General features: G+C 52.1%; 18 protein-coding genes. 5 read left to right on the top strand and 13 right to left on the bottom strand.

Translation table 11 applies throughout. The annotated features are described in order from the left end of the window. Nucleotides 1–107 precede the first annotated feature (107 nt). The 5 genes from HBA93_RS13175 to HBA93_RS13155 form a co-directional block, all read right to left on the bottom strand. Nucleotides 108–1,064, bottom strand: a complete 957-nt coding sequence (locus HBA93_RS13175; protein ID WP_221723569.1) for a FecR family protein — start codon at nt 1,062–1,064, stop codon at nt 108–110. An 85-nt stretch (nt 1,065–1,149) separates the two neighbouring features. Further along, the gene (locus HBA93_RS13170) at nt 1,150–1,650 is read right to left on the bottom strand and encodes an RNA polymerase sigma factor (RefSeq protein ID WP_121993562.1); all 501 of its coding nucleotides are present in this window, start codon (nt 1,648–1,650) and stop codon (nt 1,150–1,152) included. A 213-nt stretch (nt 1,651–1,863) separates the two neighbouring features. Beyond that, nucleotides 1,864–4,590 (bottom strand): TonB-dependent receptor, encoded by a 2,727-nt coding sequence (locus HBA93_RS13165; RefSeq protein ID WP_221723568.1) that lies wholly within the window; start codon nt 4,588–4,590, stop codon nt 1,864–1,866. Nucleotides 4,591–4,747: 157 nt separating this feature from the next. Beyond that, complete coding sequence (locus HBA93_RS13160; RefSeq protein ID WP_221723567.1) at nt 4,748–5,704, bottom strand: FecR family protein; 957 nt, start codon at nt 5,702–5,704, stop codon at nt 4,748–4,750. Between the two features lie 6 nt (nt 5,705–5,710). Next, nucleotides 5,711–6,238, bottom strand: coding sequence for an RNA polymerase sigma factor (locus HBA93_RS13155; RefSeq protein ID WP_121993559.1), 528 nt, complete (start codon nt 6,236–6,238; stop codon nt 5,711–5,713). A 255-nt stretch (nt 6,239–6,493) separates the two neighbouring features. Between HBA93_RS13155 and HBA93_RS13150 the strand changes: the two genes are divergently transcribed. From HBA93_RS13150 to HBA93_RS13140, 3 genes are all read left to right on the top strand, one after another. Continuing rightward, complete coding sequence (locus tag HBA93_RS13150) at nt 6,494–7,639, top strand: efflux RND transporter periplasmic adaptor subunit (protein WP_221723566.1); 1,146 nt, start codon at nt 6,494–6,496, stop codon at nt 7,637–7,639. A 28-nt stretch (nt 7,640–7,667) separates the two neighbouring features. Next, nucleotides 7,668–10,760, top strand: a complete 3,093-nt coding sequence (locus HBA93_RS13145) for an efflux RND transporter permease subunit (protein WP_221723565.1) — start codon at nt 7,668–7,670, stop codon at nt 10,758–10,760. Between the two features lie 691 nt (nt 10,761–11,451). Then, entirely contained in the window at nt 11,452–12,399 is a 948-nt protein-coding gene (locus HBA93_RS13140) for a helix-turn-helix domain-containing protein (RefSeq protein ID WP_221723564.1), read from the top strand. 70 nt (nt 12,400–12,469) lie between these two features. Here the strand turns inward: HBA93_RS13140 and HBA93_RS13135 are convergent, their stop codons facing one another. The 8 genes from HBA93_RS13135 to HBA93_RS13100 all read right to left on the bottom strand — a co-directional run bounded on the left by HBA93_RS13135 (nt 12,470) and on the right by HBA93_RS13100 (nt 22,880). Next, nucleotides 12,470–14,866, bottom strand: a complete 2,397-nt coding sequence (locus HBA93_RS13135; RefSeq protein ID WP_221723563.1) for an aldehyde dehydrogenase family protein — start codon at nt 14,864–14,866, stop codon at nt 12,470–12,472. A 12-nt stretch (nt 14,867–14,878) separates the two neighbouring features. After that, the gene (deoC, locus tag HBA93_RS13130) at nt 14,879–15,838 is read right to left on the bottom strand and encodes a deoxyribose-phosphate aldolase (protein WP_221723562.1); all 960 of its coding nucleotides are present in this window, start codon (nt 15,836–15,838) and stop codon (nt 14,879–14,881) included. Between the two features lie 177 nt (nt 15,839–16,015). Then, nucleotides 16,016–16,942, bottom strand: a complete 927-nt coding sequence (rbsK, locus tag HBA93_RS13125; RefSeq protein WP_121993554.1) for a ribokinase — start codon at nt 16,940–16,942, stop codon at nt 16,016–16,018. Nucleotides 16,943–17,015: 73 nt separating this feature from the next. Beyond that, nucleotides 17,016–18,098, bottom strand: a complete 1,083-nt coding sequence (locus HBA93_RS13120; protein ID WP_221723585.1) for an aldose 1-epimerase family protein — start codon at nt 18,096–18,098, stop codon at nt 17,016–17,018. 4 nt (nt 18,099–18,102) lie between these two features. Continuing rightward, nucleotides 18,103–19,110, bottom strand: a complete 1,008-nt coding sequence (locus HBA93_RS13115; RefSeq protein ID WP_028233306.1) for an ABC transporter permease — start codon at nt 19,108–19,110, stop codon at nt 18,103–18,105. A 17-nt stretch (nt 19,111–19,127) separates the two neighbouring features. Next, a complete protein-coding gene (locus HBA93_RS13110) occupies nt 19,128–20,105 on the bottom strand; it encodes an ABC transporter permease (protein WP_022709626.1) in 978 nt (325 codons plus the stop codon). A 10-nt stretch (nt 20,106–20,115) separates the two neighbouring features. Next, nucleotides 20,116–21,633, bottom strand: coding sequence for a sugar ABC transporter ATP-binding protein (locus tag HBA93_RS13105; protein WP_221723561.1), 1,518 nt, complete (start codon nt 21,631–21,633; stop codon nt 20,116–20,118). Between the two features lie 200 nt (nt 21,634–21,833). After that, complete coding sequence (locus tag HBA93_RS13100) at nt 21,834–22,880, bottom strand: autoinducer 2 ABC transporter substrate-binding protein (protein WP_121993550.1); 1,047 nt, start codon at nt 22,878–22,880, stop codon at nt 21,834–21,836. A 241-nt stretch (nt 22,881–23,121) separates the two neighbouring features. On the opposite strand from HBA93_RS13100, the gene HBA93_RS13095 reads away from it, so the two are divergent. Next, the gene (locus HBA93_RS13095) at nt 23,122–23,874 is read left to right on the top strand and encodes a DeoR/GlpR family DNA-binding transcription regulator (RefSeq protein ID WP_121993549.1); all 753 of its coding nucleotides are present in this window, start codon (nt 23,122–23,124) and stop codon (nt 23,872–23,874) included. A 240-nt stretch (nt 23,875–24,114) separates the two neighbouring features. Further along, nucleotides 24,115–24,474, top strand: a complete 360-nt coding sequence (locus tag HBA93_RS13090) for a hypothetical protein (protein WP_221723560.1) — start codon at nt 24,115–24,117, stop codon at nt 24,472–24,474. The last annotated feature ends 24 nt before the right edge of the window (nt 24,475–24,498 follow it).

Raw genomic sequence — 24,498 nt, 5'->3', positions numbered from 1 at the left:
GCTCACTCCGTCGGTCAATCATTACAGGCGTTTTTTCTGCATGAGAAAACGCCCTCATATTCTTCTTTACGAGTGGCGGATAAAAATATTCAGTTTTTACTCATATTTTATACGGAAGAGACAATTGTCAGCAAAGATGCAATTTTTCGTGTTTTAGCGCCAAAAGGCCGGACAACTGCTGCAATGGCTGCATCAGGGTCGTTAAGATCAAACACACCGCTGACCGTGCGCGATCCGAGTGAAGGATCAGCGATCAATACGCGCCCGTTTTGCCAACGGGAAATTTTTGCACAAAGGGCGGCAACAGTTTCATTTTCCGCAAACAGCATATTGGAGCGCCATGCTGCAATTTGTGATGGCTCCTGTTCGCCGCGGGTAATCCGGCTGGTTGCGCTGTCAAAAGTCAGCCACGTACCGGCTTCCAATCTTTCTCCGGCGACTGTGCCGGTTCTGGCTTCAACACTGCCATGCGCGACGGCCACAGAGAGAAAGCCTTTTTCTGCAGAAACATCAAAAGCCGTGCCCAACGCCGTGACCAGCATAGGGCCGGTTGAGACGGTAAAAGGGCTTGTGCTGTCCGGCTGAACCTGAAAATACGCCATGCCGGACAACAGCCCGATACGGCGGTCTTGCTCAGAAAAATCAACGGCAATTGCACTGTCAGGCCCCAGCGTGGCGAGGCTGCCGTCAGGCAGGGGAATGTCCCGGATCTCTGCCGTGGAGGTGATGTGATCGGCCTGCGACAGGAGCCACAGATGCGGCACTGTCAGCGCGCCGGTGGTCAGGGCTCCAAGGCCGAGTGTGGTTCCGGCTATAAAATTGCGGCGGGATAGTTTGCTTTTCTCCGGTATTTTCCGGTTCTCTGTGAACAAAGTGCCGGTCATGCCATGAATGGCAGCCACACGCGCCCAGGCTGCGGCATGGGCAGGGCTGCGGGTGACCCATGTTTTAATCATGTCGGCAGAAACGGGATTAACGGGGTCATTTTGCAGACGGATAGCCAGATCGGCTGCTTCACGAAACAGCCGCTGTGCTTCTTCTGTCTCATCAGCGGAATTGGTCATATGTTCCAAGCCTGTCCGGATAGATTACTGTCTCATTTCTGTTTACGAATGAGCGTGGTTAATTTTCAGTGTATGGGAAAATTTGTCACAGTCCGGTAAGGCGCCTGTCAATAAATTCATAGGCATCTCTGATGAGGGTCCATGTTCTGCCCACGGAGAGATTAAGTTCCGCTGCAATCGCCGCAATGGTCATCTCATCCATGCGGTGCATTTCAAATGCTTTGCGCGTTCGGGCGGGCAGTTCCTGCAAAGCCTGTTGTGCCAGCATCAGTTTTTGCCGGTCATAGACCTGTTTTTCCGGTGAGGGAGAGGGGTCAGCAATGGCAGAAAAATCTTCGGGTGTGAGATCGGCTCTGCGCAGCAAACCTTCACGCCGCTGATGATCTGTACCGAGGTTGCGCGCAATTCTGAACAAATAGGCTGCGGGATTATAAGTGGTTTTGCTTTCCGCAGGCGGAGAGACCAAAACGCGTAAAAAAGTATCCTGCGTCAGATCGGCAGCAGTTTCTTCAGGAAGCCCTCTGCGGCGTAATGATTGTATAATATCACGCGCATGTTTTTTAAAAAGATGATGGAGATCCCACATCTGTGCAACCGTTTTCTGAAAGCATTTGCCTGCCGGCTGCGCAGAAAATTATGCACATATCTGTCCGGCTCGTCAGGCAATGACGATATAATAAATCTTGACTATAATAATCAAGTTTATTTTGCAAGGCATAAATCTCGCTTCAGATACGGGTAGGGGCTATGCCGGTGAGTGTGACCCAACGGCATAGCGGTCTGGTTGTCCCTGCGAGCCTTAAAAATTGGCCGTCAGAGATGCATAGAATGTCCGGCCCGGTCCCGGTTGCTGTGCAAGGCTGAGCGGATCGACATAGAACCGGTCTGTCAGATTTTCCACGCGCACACTGGCGGTATAAGTATCGTTGATTTTATATTCTGCAAACACATCCACCAATGTGTAAGGCTGCCAGTTGATCATAGTAATAAACTGCGACATGCCCTGACCTGTGACATCACCGTGTCCGCTCGCACGCGATGCGGTATAGGAAATGCGGCCGCCGACTGTGAGTGCATCATCCAGCAATTTCTGGGTCAGGGTCAGGTCTACACCATATTTAGGCGGCACCTGATTGGTGGCATAGTCGGCATAGAGAGACTTGTTTTCACAGGTTTCGGCGGTACGGCAGAACTCCACATTCAGATAATAATTGGCAGCCAGTGTGGCTTCGAAACCGCCGAGCGTATAATTCGCCGACATTTCAAGGCCGGAGAAACGGGCACGGTCTATATTGAAAATGCGTACATTCGCAGAGTTCGCATATTTGTGGAATTCGCGCGCGATGTAATCTTTTACATCCCAGTTGAAGTAACCCAGTTTGAGCATTGCACGATCTGTACCGGCAATCAGGTCATCCTGAATGAAGTTTGCACCGATTTCCCAGTTGTTGGAGCGCTCTGCCTTGGCATCCTCATTCACAGTCATATTGAATGCGGACACGGCCTCCATAATGCTCGGAGCGCGTAAGGTGCTGGAATAATTGGTGTAGAATTGTGCGCCTTCAAACGGCTCGATTGTTACGCCCAATGACGGGCTGAAGCCGCCCTGTTTGAAACGCGCTTTGCCGTAAACCATGTCAGGATGAACATATTTTGTGCGGCTGCGATCGCGCGACCACATATGGGAATAGCGCAGGCCGCCATTGACCGTCAGCCAGTCAACCGGTTTATACGCTGTCTTGATATAGGCTGCGGCTTCTTTACGGGTGCCGTCACGCAAATCAAGAAATGTGTCCCATTTCCTTGTTCCTTCGGTCGGCTTGGTATCTTCTTCTTTGTAAGACGCGCCATAGGTCATATCAAAATCACCATAGGCAGTCGTGAACTGTGAACGGTTGCTGATATCGCCGCCCCATGTCCACAGGTCCGGTCCGGATTTAAAGTCGACCGGCGCATTTGCCGGCAGCCAGTCGACCGGATTGCGTTGCTTCAGTTTCGTACCCCAGAGATTGGCCTTGAGATTAATCAGATCATTCTCTTCAGGATCCCAGCGATATTTAAATGTTCCTGTATGCGCTTCAATATCTGTCGTCAGGCGCTGTTGTCTGGCTTGTTGTCCGAGCGTGCTCAAAGCATTGGCCTTAAAAGTACCGGCCTTGCTTTCAAAACCTGTATAGCCAAGCTGAATACTATGCCCGTCGCCGAACATAACCTTACCTTTCAGCAGCAAGGACTCCGTTTTCAGCTGGGTGTTGAGAACCTGTTCCCCGGGGCGGTAATTGGCCAGACCTGTGTTCTCAATATATTGCGGATACCATCTGTATTCAGGATTGGGTAAGTTACAAAGAAAACTGCATACGCTCATCCCGCCGAGATTGGCGATATCGGCGGCAGGGCCGTTTTTACCGGCATGGTAATTGCCGCGCTCGCGATAGGCATAGCCTGCCAGCAGTTCAATATTTTCATCCTGCATTGCCGCAACGATACTGCCTGAACCATTGGTCGGCTTCAGAAAAGCCGGACGATTCATGGTGTCATCCGAACTTTTAACACTTGGTACATAGAGATGATCGAATTCCGGCTGCAGATCGCCGGGATAACCGCTATTGATAATTTCATAACCCGCTTTTGTGTCTGTCACCGGTTTGCTGGAATTGGTACCGAAACCGCCTTTGACACGCAGGCCGAAGCGGTTGCCTTCCTTGACAATATCGCCCGCCTCAATTGTACGCATGGCGACCGTACCGGCAATGCCGCTGGAAGCAGCATCAGAGCCTTTTTGGATATCAATGCCGCCGAGAAAATCCGGATCAACAAAGGTGCGGTTCGAGATACCCTGATAGCCCTGATAGACATTAATGGCATTTTCCGCGCCGTCGATAGTGGTCGCGACGCGTCCCATGCCCTGCATACCACGGATATTCACATCAATCGCACCGGCACCGTTGCGGGCTTCACCGGACATCACACCCGGTGTGCCGCGGAAAATATCAGCAGGGCTTGCACCGCGAAAACGCTCAATCGTCTGCTCTGAAATATAAGAGGTCGGCGCTGCGGTGTGATATGGCGCTTCAGCCGCGGCGATTGAACCGCCATTGGTCACTGTGATTGTGTTCAGTGTCACGGTGCCGTCCGGCGCAGCTGCGGCCCGGGCGTTGCCTGCAGGATCATGAATTGTGAGCGTTGTGCCCTGAATAGAGTAATTCAGGCCGGAGCCGGACAGCAATCTGCCCAGTGCCTGTTCCCGTGTCATCGTGCCTTGTACCGCAGGGCTTGTCTTGCCGGATACCATATCGGATCGCATCAGCAGTTTGAGACCGGCACGATCGGCAAAACCGGCAAGTGCTGAACCCAGATTTTGTGCGCGGATATTGAAACTGATCGTCTGCGATACAGCGGTCTGCGCATTGGCAATTATCGGCAAGCCCGTGCCAAGCACTGCAATGAATGCAACCGAAGCCAGAAGTCCGGCCTTTTGCGCATGTTGGGGCAAAGAGCGCTTTTTCGCCTTGATGATAGCCTGCATGGAAATATTCCGCCTTACCAATATGACACATTCCGGGCTCCGCTCATGACGGAAATTCCGGCCTCATAATTCAAAGACGAAACGGCATGGCTGATCTTGCACCGGTAAAATATAAAAATATGATTATTTTTATCATAAATTTGAAACGGATAGTTTTTTAGCGCAAAATTGTCACAAAAGGCAGGCGGATAACGGAGACAGGCAGGGTGGTTTCAATGGCCTGTAAAATCTCTTCCGGCTGGTTGAGATCAAAAACGCCGGTGATCTGCAGTGTTTGCAGGTGTCTGCTGGCAAGAACAATTGTTCCGCCGCGATAACGCTCAATTTCTGTAACCACATCGCCGAGCGGTTTGGCGTTGAAAATCAGTTTGCCGCGACGCCATGCGGTTTCAATGTCGGAATCCACTTCTTCCGGTGCGGATATAGTCCCTGTGTCTTCATAATGGATACGGGTATTGGCACCGGCGACAACCATATTGCTTGTCCGGTTTGCAGGTTGTATCCGGCTGCTGACGCCGACAGTGCCTTCAATCACCGTGACAGCAACCTGCTGAGGTTTGATATCAATATCAAAAACCGTGCCCAGAGCACGGGTCTGCCCGTCAAGCGCCTCAACAATAAACGGGCGTGTTGTGTCTTTTGCGACAGTAAACAAGGCTTGCCCTTCATAGAGGGTCAGGCGTCTCTCATTTGCTGACATATCAACGGAGAGTGCAGAACCGGCATTGAGAAACACGGTTGAACCATCAGTCAGCGTAATGCTGCGCTGCTCACCCGTAGCGGTTGTATAATCGGCATAGAGACGCGGCCCGATGAGTCCCGTCTGATGCAGCGCGGCACCGCCGGTTATCAGTCCGGCTAGCCCGAGAACTGTGCGTCTGGTGAATTGTTTTTGCTTTGCGGATTTGCGCAGGCTTTTACCGGCACTACCAATACCGTGCCACAGTGCCTCGGCCTCGCGTGCAGCCATTTCATGCTCAGTGCTTTGACGGCGCCAGTTCGCAAATCCTGCATGATCCTGTGCGGTTGCCCGTCCGGAGCTGAGCTGCACAATCCGGTCGATAGTCTCATCGCTTAAGCTGATATCCGTTTTATATTTGATTTTTCCGGTCATGGCGGCTCAGGCGAGTGTACGAAAATGATCGCGGCAATGGCGCAATGCCTGCGCGAGATAACGTGCGACCATGCTTTCCGATACACCCAGACGGTGAGCAATCTCATAATGGGTCAGCAGGTCGCAACGTGCCAGCAACAAGGCTTTGCGCGGTTTTTCCGGTAATTGCAGCAGAGCGTAAATAAGCTGTCGCAATTGATCCCGGTCAATCGCAAAAGCTTCCGGTGACGGAGCAGTATCGGCAATCGCCTGTAATGTTTCTTCGTCGCTGAGGCAGGCTTTGTGATGGCGTTGTTCTTTGCGCAGCAGATCAATCGCAATATTATTGGCAATCCGCATGATGAAGGCGCGATGATCGCGAACCTCAGAAGAGCGTTCCTGTATTTTGGACAGGCGCAGCCATGTTTCCTGCAAAGCATCATCGGCCAGCTCATGGGAGCTGGTGCGTTTTTTGAGCTTTTCACGCAGCCATTTCAACTGCCGTAAATAGACAGACAACAGGTCTGCAGAATGATCGGTTGATTGAATGCTCATGCCGTGTGACTGCGTGCAAGGGGGGGCGAATGAATGGACTTATAATACTATACAAAAATACTCATATTTAAAAGCTGAAAAATTTCGGCGCAGAAATATCCTGTGTGTAGCGGTGAAAATACTGCTGAAAGATCAAAATCGCCGCGTTTGGGCGGGTTCAGCAGTTTCCTGTAGTTTCTGCGCCGAAGCTTAACAAAAATATTGTTTGTGTTGCCGTTCCGGATGCAATTCCGCCAACCTGAAAGGTAATTACATATGAGGTTTCTGTTATGCCTCTCCCTGTCCGCATATTCTCTGGCCGTTTCAACGGCTTTTCCGGCTGAGGCTGCCCGTGCAGATGCGGCGATTGCGGGGGCTCAGATCACCGTGACGGAGCGCACTGTCACCACTTCGGTGGCCAAGCCGGTGCCAATGGAATGGAAACTGGGTTTTAACGGATTGTTTGTGCCGCGAGAAGAAGTGGCCGTAGGCACAACATTACAGGATCAGCATATTGCAGCGGTTGAAGCGGAGGCCGGTGATTATGTAACCGCCGGACAGGTGCTGGTGCGGCTGGATACAGTGAAACTGGATATCAAGCTCAGAGAAACAGACGCGCGTGTTGCCCGCGCCCGTGCGTGGCTGGCTCAGCAGGAGGCTGCACAGATACAGGCACAGTCCAATCTGAACCGCACACAGCGCCTGCGCAGCAATGGTGCTGTCAGCGAGCAATCCTATGATGACAAGTTGTCGGCGCTGAATATAGCCGAGCAGAGTGTGGCGGTGGCAAGGGCCGAGTTCACGCAGGCAGAGGCGCAGCTGGCAGAGGCTAAAAGCGAGAGAGCACGGGCGATTATTCATGCGCCGGTCAGTGGTATCATTTCGGAGCGCAATGCCCGTGTCGGTGCGCTGGCTGGTAACGGCACGCTTTTCAGCCTTATCCGTGACGGCGAAATAGAATTTGCGGCTGAAGTGCCGGAAAGTGAAATCCTGCTGATGAAAGCAGGTCAGGCGGCGCATGTCACGCTGCCGGATGGTAAAATCACAGCCGGACATATCCGGTTATTGTCGCCGAAAATTGACCGTCAAACGCGGCTGGGCAGAGCCTATATTGCGATAGAGAGCAAACAGACGCAGCTCTTCTCCGGTGCTTTCGGCAGGGCAGATGTGGTGTTCTCGCAAAGCAAGGCAATTCTGGTCAATGACTCTGCGCTTTTGCATGGCCGCGAGGCATCCGATGCTTCGGTTTTTGTTGTTGTCGGTGGCAAGGCCATCAAGAAAAAAGTCAAACTCGGATTGCGCAAGAACGGAGCTGTTGAAATCCGCTCCGGCTTAAATGCAGGTGATTACATCATTGAAAAAGCAGGGCCGCTGCTCCGTGACGGCGAGACAGTAACACCTGTTCCTGCACGGGCGCCTTGAAAATCCGGATTCCCTGAAAGTATTGTTTATGACCAGTAATATTTCCGCCTGGGCCATCCGCAAGCCGGTGCCGACGCTTGTTCTTTTCATTGTTCTGACCCTTGCCGGCTGGGCTGCATTCAGTAAGCTGCCGGTGAATGCCTATCCTAACATATCCTTTCCGGTGGTGACGGTTGCGGTAACGCAGGCCAGTGCTGCTCCTTCTGAGATGGAGGCGCAGATTACCCGCCGTATTGAAGGTGTGGTATCCGGCATTACAGGGGTAAAACATCTGCGCTCCTCCATTGCGGATGGCGTGTCTACAACGACAGTCGAGTTCCGCATCGGAATCGATCCCGACCGTGCCACCAATGATGTACGTGAGGCCGTGGCGCAGATCCGCTCAGATCTGCCGCAGACCATTCAGGAGCCGGTGGTCAGCCGTGTTGATGTTGAAGGCGGGGCAATCCTTTATTACACGATTTCCGCGCCGGATATTTCTGCGGTTGATATGTCATGGTTCGTGGATGATACGATTACCCGCGAATTGCTGGCCGTGCCCGGTGTGCAGAAAGTGCAGCGGCTGGGCGGTGTCAATCGTGAGGTGCGTATTGCGCTGAAACCGGAGCGGTTGCTGGCACTTGGTGTATCGGCGGATCAGGTCAATTCTGCTTTGCGCGAGCTGAATGTGAATGTGCCGAGCGGGCGGGGTAATATCGGTGACAGGGAACAGTCGTTGCGCACGATTGCAAGCGCCGGAACGGTGGAAGAGCTTTCCGCTTTAACGATCTTATTGCCGGGCAACCGGTGGATACCATTGCGCGAGATTGCCACAATAAAGGACGGGGCAGGTGAACCGCGCGGCTTTTCCCGTCTGGATGGCAAAGCCGTGGTTGGCTTTTCTGTGTTCCGTTCAAAAGGGTACAGCGACACAGTTGTTGCCGATGGTGTCAAAAACCGGCTTGAGGACATAAGGCAGCTCAATTCGGGCACAGAGATTAGGGAGGTCAGCTCCACGGTCGAATATACGGTGCAGAACTATAATAATGCGATCACCACACTGCTGGAGGGTGCTGCGCTGACGGTTGCGGTGGTGTTTCTTTTCCTTCGCAACTGGCGCGCGACCGTGATTGCTGCGGTGGCTATGCCGCTGTCGGTTTTGCCGACTTTTGCGGCGATGTATCTTCTCGATTTTACACTGAACAACATCAGTCTGCTGGCTCTGACACTCGTGATCGGCATTCTCGTTGATGATGCGATTGTGGAGATAGAGAATATTGAGCGCCATATTCATATGGGCAAGCGCCCCTATATTGCAGCGCTTGAAGCATCGGATGCGATCGGACTGGCCGTTGTAGCGACAACGCTGACGATCGTCGCTATTTTTGCGCCGGTCAGTTTTATCGGCGGGGCAGTCGGGCAATATTTCAAACAGTTTGGTCTTACTGTTGCGATTGCGGTGCTGGTTTCCCTCGCTGTTGCGCGTTTGCTCACGCCGCTGATGGCTGCCTATATGTTGCAGCCGCATCCGGTGAGCGATAAAGCGCCGGGCTCTTCCGTGTTTGGCCGTTGGTATCTCGGATTACTGAGCTGGACTTTGCAGCACCGCAAAGCAACCTTTGCCATGGTGGCGGTCATCTTTGCCGGTTCGGTCTATCTCATGTCACTGCTGCCCACCGGTTTCATGCCGCAAAGCGACTCCAATGTTTCGCAGGTCAGCGTAACACTGGCGCCGGGTACGCGCCTTGATGAAGCCGCCCGCGTTTCAGATAATATTGTCAATCAGTTGCTGAAACGACCTGAAGTCAAAGATATTCTGGCTTCATCATCGGATGGTGTGAATGAGTTCTCACTGCTCATTAATCTCAAGCCGCGTGCGGAACGGGAGACGAGCCAGAAGGAATTTGAAGCAGCTGTCCGCCCTCTGATTGCTGCAATACCGGATATTCAGTTTACCTTTACAAAAGACAGCGGCGGCAAAGAAGTCGCTATTATTCTCGTCGGAAACAGCGGAGAAAATCTCACCCGTGCTGCCCGTGAACTGGAAGCGCAGATGCGCGGTTTGCCGGAACTCGCCAATGTGGTTTCATCTGAACCTCTGCCTGCACCGGAGCTGCATGTAAAACCGCGTCTGGACGAGGCCGCACGCCTTGGTGTGTCACCGGCCTCGATCGGCATGGTTGCCCGCATCGGAACAGTGGGCGAGACAGATGCTAATTCCGCGCAATTCAATCTGGGTGACCGGCAAATACCGATCCGTGTTTTGCTTGAAAACTCTGCCCGCAGCGATCTGGATATGCTGAAGAACCTGAAAGTGGGAACTGCAACCGGCAATCCGGTTCCGCTTGCTGCTGTTGCAGATATTTCGTTCGGTTCTGCGGAAAGCCGTGTAGAGCGTTTGAACCGGATGCGAATGATTGAGGTGGAGGCTAATCTGAGCAATAATGCGACGCTGGGTACTGCACTCGCAGCGATTACTGCGCTTCCCGCCTATAAAAACCTGCCAGAAGGTGTTCGCGAAGCGGAATATGGCAATGCGGAATATATGGCAGAAATGTTCAGCAATTTTGGGCTGGCGCTGCTGATCGGTATTCTGATGGTGGCGGCGGTGCTCATTCTGTTGTTCAAGAATTTCCTGCAACCTTTCACTATTCTGATTGCTTTGCCGCTTTCCATCGGCGGCGCGGCGATTGCACTGCTTCTCTATGGTGCGGCTTTAGATCTGTCCTCTGTTATTGGTATTTTGATGCTGATGGGGATTGTCTGCAAAAATTCTATTCTGCTGGTGGATTATGCCATTGAGTGTCGCAAGGAAGGTCTTGATCGTGATGCAGCTTTGCTGAAAGCCGGTATTACGCGTGTCCGGCCGATTGTTATGACCACAATTGCCATGGTGGCGGGGATGGTGCCTGCCGCCATCGGTATCGGCGGGGATGCGGGTTTCCGCGCACCGATGGCCATTGCTGTCATCGGCGGGCTGATAACGTCAACGGCACTCAGTCTGGTTTTTGTACCGGTTATGTTTGCCGCAATGGATGATCTGAACATCTGGCTGGGCAGAAGGTTGAAGAAACTGACTTCGGTTACCGAGCATGACCGTGAGCTTGGGACGCGCATTCTCAAGGAGCCGGAAGCCGGATAAGATATTAGAAAGTATATTTTGCAGGTCATGCTGTTTTTCTGGAAGAAAGCAGCATGGCCTGCAGAGTTTAGCTGGCGGCAGTTCCGATGCCCGCTGCCTGCATTATGACGCAACGATCTCCGGCAAGCCCTTAGAACGATGTTGGCTTTATAACTGGCCGCCAATGGGGTAGTGCACGCTACTCCTTCCCGGAAAACTGCCAATATCCATGGTCCTGCGGCGTTGCTTTTCAGATAATCTGAACCGCAATGCGGATTGTTTAGCTTTCTTCCTGCTTTATAGAACTGCACGTAACGGAAAATGAAAAATGATGAATCTTAATATTGATTACAACTTTAGATTGTTTTAAATCTTGAAATCAACAAAGAGATTGTTTTGTACTCTTGCCATCTCTTTAATTTGAAATTTGCTTATTATTTTAAAATTTATAGTTTAATCAATATGATAATTAAAATTATTCTCGTAAAGTTAAAAAAATTTCGATTTAATTGAATTTTTAATTGCGCGATTAATACAACCTATGGTAGATATTTTGTGAGAATTGCAATTGAATGAAATGGTGTTGTGCGCAATGCGTACACGACCCTCAGACACGCGGAAACCTTCGCAGGGCGGGTGTTAAGGGCGACGGCAGCATATGCAGGGTGCTTAATATAAAGAGTAAATAATGTTTAATTCATTGGGGTGAGAAATGAACAATCTATTTACGCCGACCGTGGAAGATCATGCTACAGTTTCACAAGGGGTCTTATTCCGTGAGGCGGATACAAAACTGAATAGCAGTTTCTCTGATACATTTAAGAATCTGGTACATTACAATAATCAAATTGCCTATATTCTGAGCCACAGCGGAAAGTTCGGCTATCAGCATGATCATTATGTGGTCATCATCACGCTTGCAGCAATCAAAGATCTGCATTGGTCTTTGCAGGGTAAATTCGGGGAGAGTTTTGATGCGCCTGCCGGTTCGGTGCTGATTATTCCGCAAGGTGCCGAATATGTAATGAGCTGGCCGATTGAAACGGATTATATTCAGATTGCACTGGATGACTCTTTGCTGAGCGACTTGCAGGATATTACCGGCGGCTTATCTCTTAAAGAATTGTTCCCGCATCCTACAAGGCTGCCGAATCCGAAAGCATTGTTGATTGCCAATCTGCTGCGCGCAGAACTATTGAAAAATGCACCCGTCAGCGCAGGATATATTAAAGCATTGCTGTCGGTCCTGATGGTGCAGCTGGTACAGAACCATTCCTTCCTGAGGGCAGGGAGCAGCCGGCAGGAAAGCGGCGGGCTGTCTTATCAGGCATCGAGGCGTATCGAAGCTTATTTGCGCGAAAACTATATGCGCAAATTATCCATCTCTAAAATGGCGGATATATTGGGCGTGTCCGGCGGGCATTTCCTGACATCATTCCGCGAGAGTTTCGGGCAGACGCCACATCAATTCTTGCTGATGCTGCGGTTGAATGCGGTAGAGGAGATGCTGGTCGATACGGATATTTGTCTGGCGGAAATTGCTGACAGGGCAGGTTTTTCCAGCCAGAGCCATATGACAACAGCATTGAAAAAATGCCGGATGGTGACCCCGGGGGAATTACGCCGCAAACGATTGAGTGCTGCCAAAGCACACAAGTAAGATGCGCAACAAGGCTCATAAGAAAAGCCGCCGCCTGAAACAGGTGGCGGCTTTATCAATTATTTCTGAATTATGCGCCGTATGGCACCCAGATATTTTTCACCTGCACCGCACGGCGCAGATAATCGCGTCCCTGACCCTGCGCTGTATCCAGCCAGTTGCGCTGACGGCCATTGCTTACCCATGTGGCTTTGAGATTGCCTGTCGAGGCTTTTTCAACCATGGCACTGCCTGCTTGTGACCCGACATACCAGAGCGCGGACACGGCATCATGCTCAGCCAGCGTTTTAGCCAGAACATCGCGCTCACCGGTGATGAGATTGACCACACCGGCCGGTACGTCTGATGTATCCAGCACCTGATAGAAAGCACCGGCGATCAGCGGATGACGGCCTGACGGCACAACAACAGCGCGGTTGCCCATAGCGATTGCGGGCAGGATCAGCGAGATCATCGAGAGCAATGGCAGTTCATCCGGACAGACAATACCGGTCACGCCCCATGGCTCATTCATTGCCAGTGTGACATGACGCGATTTGGTGGAGTGAACGGCTCCGTCAAACTTGTCTGCCTGTGCAGCGTAATAGAAAATACGACGGATTGAAGCGTCGAATTCTTCTTCTGCCTTTTTCTCAGAAACACCGGTGCTGGTGGTGAGCAATTCAATGAATTCAGCACGGCGCTGTTCGAGATTTTCGCCTAAGTAATACAGCACCTGCGCACGATTATGAGCGGTTGCGCCACCCCATGAACCTGCTTTTGCGGCTGCTTCTACGGCATTGCGGATATCTTTGCGGTTGCTGAGTGGTGCTTCACCGATGACAACATTGCTTTTGCCGTAGACCGCATAGCTTGCGCCGCCGTCAGGGCGTGCCTGCTTGCCGCCGACATAGTTTTTCATCGTGCAGTCAATGGAAACGGCTGCTACTTTTTCATCAGCGACAGGCAGAGCGGAGAAAGAAGTGCTTTCGGTTTCTTTGGCGAGCGGCAGAGCTTTTTCCCAGTCGCTGACCAGATATTCGTAAAGCCCTTCGCGCGCACCCTCACGACCGAAACCGCTTTCACGATAACCGCCGAAACCGGCACCGGCATCAAGCATATTGGTGCAGTTGATCCAGACAACACCGGCTTTAACGGAAGCCGCAATATCGAGTGCAGTATTGATATTTTCCGACCAGACGGAAGCAGCCAGCCCGTAAGAGGTGTTGTTGGCCAGTGCAATTGCTTCAGCAGGTGTACGGAAAGTTGTTGCAGCTGCAATCGGGCCGAAAATTTCGACCTGACAAACGGTGGAAGCCTGGTCAACTTCAGTGAAGAAGCCTGGCGCGATGAAATTGCCTTTGGCCGGCAGTGCATTCGCAGTCTGCCAAAGCGCACCGCCTTCTTCCACGCCTTTGGCGATCAGTGCGGAAATACGCTTAACCTGCAACGGGGAGACGATTGCGCCGACATCAGTGGATTTATCCAGCGGATCACCAACGCGGATTGTTTCAAGGCGCTTGCGCAGCTTGGCATAGAAGCGCTCGGCAATGCCTTCCTGAACCAGCAGGCGCGATCCTGCACAGCACACTTCACCCTGATTGAACCAGATCGCATCAACAACACCTTCAACAGCGCTGTCGAGATCAGCATCTTCAAAAACGATGAACGGTGACTTGCCGCCGAGTTCCAGCGACAGTTTTTTACCGGAACCGGCAATCTGTTCGCGGATGACACGGCCGACATTGGTCGAGCCAGTAAAGGCAACCTTGTTGACATCCTCATGGCCGCAGATCAGCGCACCGGTTTCACCGTCGCCCTGTACGATATTGACCACACCGGCAGGCAGACCGACTTCATGGCAGATTTCCGCAAAGGCGATCGCTGTCAGCGGGGTCAGATCGGCAGGCTTCAGTACAACTGTATTACCGGCAGCGAGTGCAGGGGCGATTTTCCATGCCAGCATCAAGAGCGGGAAGTTCCACGGGATCACCTGACCGCAAACGCCGACAGGGGAGAAACCACGGAACTCATCTTCCACCATCTCAGCCCAACCGGCGTGATGATAGAAATGACGGACAGCCAGCGGCACATCAATATCGCGGCTTTCGCGGATCGGTTTGCCGTTATCCATGCTTTCCAGCACGGAGAAGAAACGCTCACGCTTCTGCAGATGACGGGCAATGGCGTACAGATATTTGGCGCGCTCATGACCGGAAAGCTTTGACCATTTGCCGAACGCAGCGCGTGCGGCTTTGACAGCCGTATCAACATCTTCCGCAGTGCCTTTGGCAATGCCTGCCAAACGCTGCTCCGTTGCCGGATTGATGACATCAATAATCTGCGCATTGCCTGCATCGGTAAAGCGGCCATTGATGAAATGACCAAACGGCGCGGAATGATTTTTCAGCCATGCAACAACATCGCCATTGGCTTCGGGAGACGGACCATATTCCATTGTGTTCAGAATATCCTTGATCTGTGCCATAGTCGTAATTCCTTATGCCGCAGCGTGACGGGAGAGGTCGGCATAACGGCCGGTCACATAATGTTCGAGCTGGCGTTCAATATCGCCGAGCAATGAGGAAGCGCCGATGCGGAACAGATCCGGCTGTAGCCAGTCATGACCCAGCTCTTCCTTCATCATCGACAGCCAGACGAGGGCTTCTTTTGCAGTACGCAGGCCACCGGCAGGCTTGAAGCCGATAATCTGGCCTGTGAGTTCGCCGTAATCGCGCAGCGCACGCACCATGGTCAGGCTGACCGGAAGAGTTGCGTTGACTTCTTCTTTGCCTGTTGAGGTTTTGATGAAGTCGGAACCGGCCTGCATTGCAACCATCGATGCCTTATAGACATTGGTCAGGGTCTGCAGATCGCCGGTAGCCAGAATGGCCTTCATATGGGCTTCGCCGCAGGCTTCACGCATCGCAGCCATTTCATCATACAGCGCCTGCCAGTTCTGGGTCAGAACATGCTCGCGGGTGATGACGATATCAATTTCCTTGGCACCTTCTTCAACCGCATAACGGATTTCAGCGAGACGCAGCGGCAGCGGAATAAGACCGGCAGGGAAGCCGGTGGCGACGGAAGCAACAGGGATATTTGTGCCTTCCAGCGCTTTAACCGCATGGGGAACCATTGTCGGATAAACGCAGACCGCACCGGTGGTGATATTGGCATCAGCGAGGCCAAGACCTTCCAGAATATCCGTACGGATCGGGTTTTTGGCTTTGGCGCAAAGGCGGCGCACACGGCCGGCAGTGTCATCACCGGCCAGTGTTGTCAGGTCAATGCACTGGATGGCACGTACCAGCCAGGCAGCCTGATATTCCTTTTTCACCGAACGGCGGGCGGGAATGGTCGCGGCACGGCGCTCAAGTGCCGAGCGGTTGACGTTGATATCGTCAAACCATTCGGTTTTCAGCGGGGTTCCGGTGTTACGTGCATGAGAAGTGCTCATCGTATATCCGTAAAATTGGGGTGCAATCAGAGGCCTGTTCTGGGCGGAAGCAAGCTGCCCTGACAGGTTTCCGGCTACGGGGGTAGAACCGGAAAGCTGTCAGTTCCGGTGATTGCACCGGTTAAATCAACGCGCCGTTCTGCCTGTTATCAGGCGTTTGGCGCAGCATATTTAGTTTCAGCTATGGCTTTTGCAGAACTCTGCAAACTCTTCGAGAGATGCATAGGATTTCTGCGTGCCTGTCTTTGTAATGCTGTCGGCGGCATAGAGACTGGCGCTTTTCAGAGCCTCCGCCACATTGCCGTGTTCGGCATAGAACCGTGCGAAAGAGCCGATAAAGGCATCGCCTGCGCCGGTTGTATCTTTCGGGGTGACTTTGACCGGTGCGATATTGACCACCTCATCAGCGGTTACCAGACGCGCACCACGGCCGCCGAGCGTGACGATGACAGTGCGGATACCTTTGGCAATCAGCGAGCGGGCAGCAGCAATAGTCTCTTCGTCTGTCGAGGTCGGCATGCCGGAAAGCAGCGCCAGCTCGGTCTCGTTAGGTACGAGGAATGACACTTGGCGGATACGTTCAGGATCAAGATCAGCCGCAGCCGGTGCCGGATTGAGAATGGTTTCAATCCCATTGGCCGCTGCAAAGGCGATGGTGTGATAGACGGTCTCGACCGGTACTTCCATCTGCATCAGGATCAGGCCGCATTGTTTCAGATCTTCGGCAGCGTCATCCACATCCTGTGGCAGCAGATCGGCATTGGCACCCTTAACGATGAGAATGGAATTTTCACCGCTTTTATCGACAAAAATCGGGGCAACGCCACTGGATTTACCTTTGATAACGCCGACATGTTTGGTGTCAATACCAGCCTTTTTCAGGTTGAAAATAGTGTTGTCGCCGAAAATATCATCGCCGACTTTGGTCACCATCATCACATCGGCACCAAGACGTGCCGCAGCAAATGCCTGATTGGCACCTTTGCCGCCGCAGCCCATTTCAAACAAAGGTGCTTCCAGCGTTTCGCCGAGAACCGGCATACGATCCATATAGGTAACCAGATCGACCATATTGGAACCGACAACAGCGATTTTTTTCGACATCAGAACTACTCTATCTCTTTGTTTCCGCACTTAATCTTATTCGGAACACCATCAGCTGTTCCGGATCAGTGCCTTAAAGCGCAGTGATCATCTGCTCAAATTCATCAGCTTCCGCAGGTGCCAGATAGCCGAGGCGTACAGGGAAAGTCGCGCGTTCGCCCGGAGCCAGCAGGCGCACATTGCCTTTGGCTTTTTCTGCCAGATAGCCTTCCGGTTCGCAGGTGGAAGGCAGGGCAAAAGCTGCAACCTGCGCATCGCCATTGACCAGAACCCAACGCACGCATTTCGGGAAATCTGCCGCCGGATAGGAGATGGCAAAAGCCTCACCCTGTTCCAGCTTCATCATCTGATGAATGGTGCCGTTTTCATCCTGTTTCAGATTGCGCAGATAGAAAACCTGTTCAGGATCGTAACGATCAGGATCGTCCAGCACTTCCATGACGGACGGGTTTTTTGCCAGCTCGTCAATCAGCGTCAGATAGTCAGGATTTGGTGTCACATGAGCAGGCACGGCAGTGCGCACTTTGGTATCTTCCGGCGAGAAGGAGGTCGGCTGAATGATACGGGCATCTTCGTCATAGGCGAAGTTGACATGGCACATATACATCAGTTCCATCGGGGCATAGGAGAGGTTCTCCACGTCCATTTCGATGTCGAATAATGTGTCATCCGCATAAAGGCGCACGGATGGTCGTGCCAGATAATGCGCACCGAAGCCCATCACATATTCATATTCGCCTGTCACTTCGACATAGGCGCCCTGTTCATCCTCACCGAAGATAAGCCCTGCAACATTCATATTGGCACAAGGCATTTCACCATGCGCGGCATGGGTATCCTGTGCTGATGGCACACCATTGCGCAGCAGGCCGGAATGGAAAGCAAAGCAGCCATAGGTCTCGGCAATGGTTTTGGCAGGACGCGGCATGGCAAAGCTGTTGCCCATCGTCAGGTCAACGCCGTCAAATTCCGCGCCCCAGACCATCTGCCCCATATAGGGCAGCACGATCAGATGGCCGCGCTGATTTTCAATCATCAGCGCTTCAACGCCGGTGGCGTAGCGGAATGCAGTAACAGTCAGACCATCCGATGAAGCAATTTCATGCGGCTTGTCGGTGAAATCCTGACGGCGAAGATGAACGGAAATATCCTGCATGGCTTTACCTGTCTGAATTGCGGAATGCATTGATTGCAATCACCAGAATGAGGAATGCCCCCCAGATGAAATCAATCAGATGATTGGAGAAACGCAGCATCTGGAATCCCGATGACAGCAGCATCAGTGCAACAAGCGCAATACCCACACCCAATACACGTCCTTTACCGCCAGCCGGATTGGTGCCGCCGAGTACGGCAATCAGCACGGCCTGCAGCAGATAGGACGCGCCGTAATCGGATTTTGCAGCATTGGTACGACCAGACAGGATGATACCGGCCAGTGAGGCGAGCATACCTGTAAGCATGTAGGAGTAGAGGATCATGCGGTCTTTTTTCAGACCTGCAAATACCGCAGCTTTCGGATTAGTGCCGATCAGCATCAGATTGAGGCCGAGGGTGGTGCGGCTGAGCAGCAGCGCAATCAGACCGGACACGGCAACAAAGATGATGAAAGGTGTGGCAATACCGAAGATTTTGCCATTGCCGATCATGTTCCATGCATCAGGAAAGCCGACAATCGCAGGGCCGCCGGTGAGCACCAGTGCCAGCCCCATAAACACCTGACCGGTGCCAAGTGTGGCGAGAATTGGCGTGATGCGCAATTTGGCGATCAATATCCCGTTGACCAGCCCTGCCACCAGTCCCACCAGCAAGGCAAGCAGCACACCAATCACCGTATAGAACAGCATATTACTGTCGGAGTTTTGAGCCGCCTGCACCATGGTGGAGTGGAAATACACACCGGCAAGAATGCCGGAGAGATTGGCAATGCCGACAACTGACAGATCAATGCCGCCGGTCAGCATGGCAATCATCATGGCAATCGACAGAATGCCGAGTTCCGGCATGATGTAGCTGATCGATTCAAAATTGTAGTAGCGCAGGAATTTATCCGGATTGAGCCAGCTCATGGCAGCAAACACCAGCACGGTGATAATCACCAGCTGCAGGATATTGCGATCCATATTGGCAGGGCTGAGAAAACGGCGCGTATCAATATCTTTTTTCATATCTTTATCCCCGCCGCTCACACCAGATTTTTCCGGTCACGCCATGCGGTAATTGCCGTGGCGATGATGATGATGAGACCAACGACAACTTTCTGCCATGTGGTGTCGACTTTCATGATGATCAGCGAGTTCTTGACCATCACCAGCATGAAAACGCCGAGCAAAGTGCCAAGCACCGAGCCGCGACCGCCGAAGATCGACGCGCCGCCGAGCACAACCGCTGCAATCACTTCCAGCTCAAGGCCGGTAAAGTCACGCGGATTGGCAAGCCAGATCATCGAGGAATGCAGCAGACCTGCAAAACCGGCCAGCGCACCGGCCACACAATAGACCACGAAAATGGTTTTGGCGGTGCTGAAACCAACGCGTTTTGCTGCCTCAGGCGAACCGCCATAGGCATAGATCGAGCGGCCGATCATTGTATATTTCAGCATCAGATGAATGAGCAGCGCGATGCCGAGATAGACCAACACCATTGCCGTGAGGCCGAAATTCGTACCGGTGGCCGAGGTCATAGAGACAACATCGGTCTTGCCGAATTCGATCAGTTCTTTCGGCATCTTGTTGATGTTGACAATACTGGTGCCGACCAGACCGAGTACCAGACCGCGTACAATAGAGCCGGTGCCAAGCGTCACGATCAGCGGGATCATGCGGAACTTGTAAATAATCGCCGCGTTGAAAGCGCCGAGCGCCAGGCCGATCAGCGTTGCCGCGATAAACGGAATGACCACACCGTCATAGCCGATGGCGACCATGGCTTTAACAGTCAGATACATAGCCGCAATTGCGAAAGCGGTGAAAGACACATCAATCCCGCCGGAGATCATCACCAGCAATACGCCGAGCGCCATAATACCGATCACGACATTGGAGCGTAGCAGGCCGAACATATTGTCCAGCGACCAGAAGGCCGGATTGATAAAGCCGATAGTAATCATGGCCAGCAGCAGAACGCAGGCGATGATAAATTCTGTTGTTTGATAGAACTTCATGACCGGTTCCTCAGTTCAGTGTCTTCAGCCGGTCATTGACGGCATCTTCAGTCATGGTGCTGCCGGACAATTCATCCACCAGCTTGCCCCGATGCATCACGACAACACGATTACAGTTCTGCACCAGCTCCGGCACATCATCGGAGATCATCAGAACAGCAAGGCCGTTATCCTTGGCGAGTTTGCGGATAATCGCATGAATCTGCGCCTTGGAACCCACATCCACACCAACCGTCGGGCCGTTGAGGATCAGCACTTTCGCGCCGGTCAGAAGCCAGCGGGCAAGCACCACGCGCTGCGCATTACCACCGGACAGATGGTTGACCGGTGTATGCGGGCCCGGTGCCGCAATCTGCATGGCGTCGAACATTTCTTTCGTGACCTGATCGACTTTTTTACGGTTGATGAAGAGGCCGCTCACCATCTTATCCAGCGAGGTCACAATAATATTGCGCTCAATCGACTGGGTGAGGAACAGGCCTTCCGTGAGGCGGTCTTCCGGCACATAGGCAATGCCGAGATCAATGGCCTGACGCACCGATTTCGGATGAATGGTTTTGCCGTTCAGCTGCATTTTTCCGGTGCATTGCGGCAGCATACCAAACAGCGACAAAGCGAGCTCTGTACGGCCGGAGCCGATCAGACCGGAAATGCCGACAATCTCACCGGCATGAAGCGACAGGTTTACCCCGTCGAGCAGCACATTGCCGGTCGCTGAATCTTTGGCTTTCAGGTCTTCAACCTGAAGCACCGGCTGTGTGCTCTGATCTTGTGTCTGCCAGACATAGTTGTCCGGTTTAAGGTCCAGACCGGTCATCGCACGGGTAATTGCCGGTTCGTCGAACTCACTGATCGGGCCTTCCGCGACCTTCTTACCGTTGCGGAATACGGTGAGGCGCTCGCTGATTTCCAGCATTTCGCGCATTTTGTGGCTGACAAACAGCACGGCAATGCCCTGTGCCTGAATATCGCGCACGATTTTGAAGAGTGCATCCACCTCATGGCGGGTCAGCGCTGTCGTCGGCTCATCCATGATGATGAGGCGCGCATCGGCCATGACCGCACGGGCAATGGCAACAATCTGTTTGCCCGAGGTTGGCAGACTGTCGACTTTCGCATCGAGATTAATTTTAACATCAAGGCGGTCGAGCGCCTTCTGTGCCAGTTCGCGAACCTGTTTCCAGTTGACGGTTTTACGGCCTTCGATCAGGAAAGTGTTCAGCGCCAGATTTTCGGCAACGGTCAGATTTCCGAACAGGGAAAAGTCCTGATAAATCACCTGAACGCCGTGATGTACGGATTTGACAGGATTGAGCTTGCCGGCAGGTTTGCCGTCAAACAGGATTTCGCCGTCCTGGGGTGTGTAAACACCGGACATCACTTTGATGATTGTGGATTTTCCGGAGCCGTTTTCACCGGCAAGGCAATGGATTTCACCGCGGCGGATGGTCAGCGACACATCATCAAGGGCTTTAACACCCCCGAAGCGCATGCCGATATTGCGCAGTTCTATCAGATTTTCAGTCATATTATTCCTGCCTGTGACAGAACGGATGTGTTCCCGCAGAGCTGGAGCATTTCACAGTCAACCCGGATCAATTCGGACATCTGTGATAATGCGGCCATTAAAGAAACCAGAGCGATATCCATGATTGAATTTGGATGTAACCCGCTCCGGTAAAAACAGAGGCGGCAACAAGCCTGTTACCGCCTCCGGCTCTTTACAGATTAGAAGTCGTATTCAGCCATGTTGTCTTTGGTTACGCCAACCCAGCCTGCACCATAGAGCAGATGCGGCTGTGCAGCATCCGGAGCGAGCAGAGAATTGTAACCGGCAAGGCCGAGGTCAAGACCGGCTTTGATCTGGTCGTTTTTCTTTTCCAGAGCAGCAACGGCCAGCATGTTCATGGCATAACCGGCAACAGCAGGATCCCAGAACTGGATATACTGGATATCGTCATTCTTCAGATATTCACCGGCAACCGATGGCAGACCTGTACCTGCGAAGAAGACTTTACCCTTCAGACCGCCTTCAGCGATCAGACGGCCGGCACCGGCAGAAGTCGGCATCGGCGCACCCAGAATACCGGTAATATCCGGATAGGTGGTCATCGCTTCTTTCAACTTGGTGTAGTCGGTATTGGCATCGTCATAGGTTTCCAGACGCTCGGTTGCCTGTGACATTTCAGGGAAATTGGCTTTCTGATATTCTACAGCACCGTCAACCCAGTCCATCTGGGACTTCGAGGTGAGGCTGCCGACAGTGGCAACATATTTGCCTTTGCCGCCCATATATTCGCCGAGCTGTTTCATCAGATTGGCACCGTAAGCTTTGTTGTCAAAGGCTTCGATGTCATAATCGACGTTTTTGATGTTGGATGCTTCGTGGGAGATAACCACGATGCCGCGCTCGCGGGCTTTCTTCAGAACCGGCTCAACCGCTTCAACCGAGAACGGGACAATGGTAATAGCGTCAACGCCCTGTGCGATCAGATTTTCAACGATCTGCACCTGAGCGGCCGCATCAGCCTGACTTGGGCCAACCATCCATACATCATGGCCGGTTTCGTCTTTAAACTGGGCCACACCGTCACGCATACGGTCAAACCAGGCAATACCATCAACCTTAACAACGGTCGCAATAGTGTATTTCTTGTCATTGGCTGTGGTGATGAGGTCTTTATTGACCTTGGATGTGTCGATCACACCTTCCGCGAAAGCGGATGGCATAGCGATGGACATTGCAACTGCAACAGAAGCGAGAAGTTTTTTCACGCGATCCTCCCTGAGAAACCCTACCTGTTAAACATCCTGTTATCCGATAATTCCCGTCACCCCCGGATCATGAGAATTATCTGACAATAAGACGGATATTATATTGTTAGTATCCGATCATTATGTTTGGATCGTTTCACTAAATAATTTAATGTGTCAAGTCTGCAAAGACTGCTGCTTCGCGCAACGCACTATTTTTTGTAGGTGGGAGAGTAAAAATGATTCAAAAAGGGGGAGAATCTTGAGCAGAACCAGCCGCAGGGACGAGCGTCTCACAGAACTTGCAGTATTAATGGAAAAACAAGGTGTGATGCGTCTGCGGGATGCGGCAGCGCAACTCGGTGTTTCTGAAATGACTATCCGCCGTGATATGGCGCAGCGGGATCTCAACGGCGGGGATCTTACGCGCTCGGATAGTGATGTGCTCAAGGGATTGAACTGCCTTGGCGGTTATATTTTCTCTGCGCAGGATAATAACGGTCACAGCGATTACAGTCTTGACCACGAAAGTGACTGCCATGCGGGCGCCAAAGCACAGGCTTGCGCGGAAGCAGCAGCGATGATTGAAGAACATGACACAATTTTCATTGATTGCGGCACGACCACACCGCATCTGGCGCGTCTGGTGCCTGAGAATAAGTCTGTTACGGTTGTTTGTTATTCACTCAATGTTGCGGAGATCCTGTCCGCGCGTGAGGATGTACGCCTGATTGTGCTGGGTGGCCTGTTTCACCGTTCCGCGGCCTCTTTCTCCGGCGAGGAGGGGATTGAGACATTGAAGAAAATCATCATCAATAAGGCCTTTATCTCGGCAGGCGGCGTGCATGACGAGCATGGTGTGACCTGTTCGCATTTCCATGAAATTCCGGTCAAACAGATGGCGATTGCCCGCGCGATGGACTCTTATCTGGTGGTGGATAGCAGCAAATTCGGTAAAGTGCGCTCGGCACCATTTGCGCAAATTACGCAATTCCGCAGGATTTTCAGCGCGTAATTGTAAAATTAGCGGGCAACAGAGCGGGCTGGTCACTTTTTTAAAAACATCTATGGTTCAGAGCGTTTTAAAAAGGTGCCCCATGCAACTCACAGAGATCTTAACGCATACACCTTGGTGGGTGTGGGTTTTGTTGGTATATCTTGTCTACCGTGGCATATGCCTTCTGTCGCCAACAAATATCTCCCCTAAACGAATGTTGTTGATGCCGTCTGTTTTTTGCTCTGGGGCATCTATGGTATGTTCAACAAGCTTTATATGCCTTGGACGGCGCTTTTTATTTTTGTATTTGCATTGATTGCTGGCCTGTTACTTGGAAAAACTATTATGGTAATGCAACAGCCTGCCATTTTTGATAGAGTAACCGGTATGGTGCAACGTCCCGGCTCTGCGGTGCCAATAATCGCTATTTTGCTGAATTTCAGCTGTCTCTATGGCATGAATGTTTATGCCGGATATCATCCGGATAGTATAAGAGAGCTAAATTTTACGGTAATTTACAGTGTGACATCAGGCTTGGCCGATGGTTTTTTCTGGGGAATGTCCTTGGCAATTTTAATGAAAGCATTTTCCGGTTCAGTCATGCGTTCCGCTGTTTAAGTGTATTTTAAACTATTAATCCTG

This window comes from Ochrobactrum sp. SFR4, from assembly GCF_019730395.1.
Classification (GTDB): Bacteria; Pseudomonadota; Alphaproteobacteria; order Rhizobiales; family Rhizobiaceae; genus Pseudochrobactrum.
Note: the sequence above shows the minus strand (reverse complement) of the source record. Positions and strands in the feature narration are given on the sequence as shown.

Coding starts and splice junctions, on each gene's coding strand:
- HBA93_RS13175 (WP_221723569.1), bottom strand. CDS start 1,064: ATGACCAATTCCGCTGATGAGACAGAAGAAGCACAGCGGCTGTTTCGT.
- HBA93_RS13170 (WP_121993562.1), bottom strand. CDS start 1,650: ATGTGGGATCTCCATCATCTTTTTAAAAAACATGCGCGTGATATTATA.
- HBA93_RS13165 (WP_221723568.1), bottom strand. CDS start 4,590: ATGCAGGCTATCATCAAGGCGAAAAAGCGCTCTTTGCCCCAACATGCG.
- HBA93_RS13160 (WP_221723567.1), bottom strand. CDS start 5,704: ATGACCGGAAAAATCAAATATAAAACGGATATCAGCTTAAGCGATGAG.
- HBA93_RS13155 (WP_121993559.1), bottom strand. CDS start 6,238: ATGAGCATTCAATCAACCGATCATTCTGCAGACCTGTTGTCTGTCTAT.
- HBA93_RS13150 (WP_221723566.1), top strand. CDS start 6,494: ATGAGGTTTCTGTTATGCCTCTCCCTGTCCGCATATTCTCTGGCCGTT.
- HBA93_RS13145 (WP_221723565.1), top strand. CDS start 7,668: ATGACCAGTAATATTTCCGCCTGGGCCATCCGCAAGCCGGTGCCGACG.
- HBA93_RS13140 (WP_221723564.1), top strand. CDS start 11,452: ATGAACAATCTATTTACGCCGACCGTGGAAGATCATGCTACAGTTTCA.
- HBA93_RS13135 (WP_221723563.1), bottom strand. CDS start 14,866: ATGGCACAGATCAAGGATATTCTGAACACAATGGAATATGGTCCGTCT.
- deoC (WP_221723562.1), bottom strand. CDS start 15,838: ATGAGCACTTCTCATGCACGTAACACCGGAACCCCGCTGAAAACCGAA.
- rbsK (WP_121993554.1), bottom strand. CDS start 16,942: ATGTCGAAAAAAATCGCTGTTGTCGGTTCCAATATGGTCGATCTGGTT.
- HBA93_RS13120 (WP_221723585.1), bottom strand. CDS start 18,098: ATGCAGGATATTTCCGTTCATCTTCGCCGTCAGGATTTCACCGACAAG.
- HBA93_RS13115 (WP_028233306.1), bottom strand. CDS start 19,110: ATGAAAAAAGATATTGATACGCGCCGTTTTCTCAGCCCTGCCAATATG.
- HBA93_RS13110 (WP_022709626.1), bottom strand. CDS start 20,105: ATGAAGTTCTATCAAACAACAGAATTTATCATCGCCTGCGTTCTGCTG.
- HBA93_RS13105 (WP_221723561.1), bottom strand. CDS start 21,633: ATGACTGAAAATCTGATAGAACTGCGCAATATCGGCATGCGCTTCGGG.
- HBA93_RS13090 (WP_221723560.1), top strand. CDS start 24,115: ATGTTCAACAAGCTTTATATGCCTTGGACGGCGCTTTTTATTTTTGTA.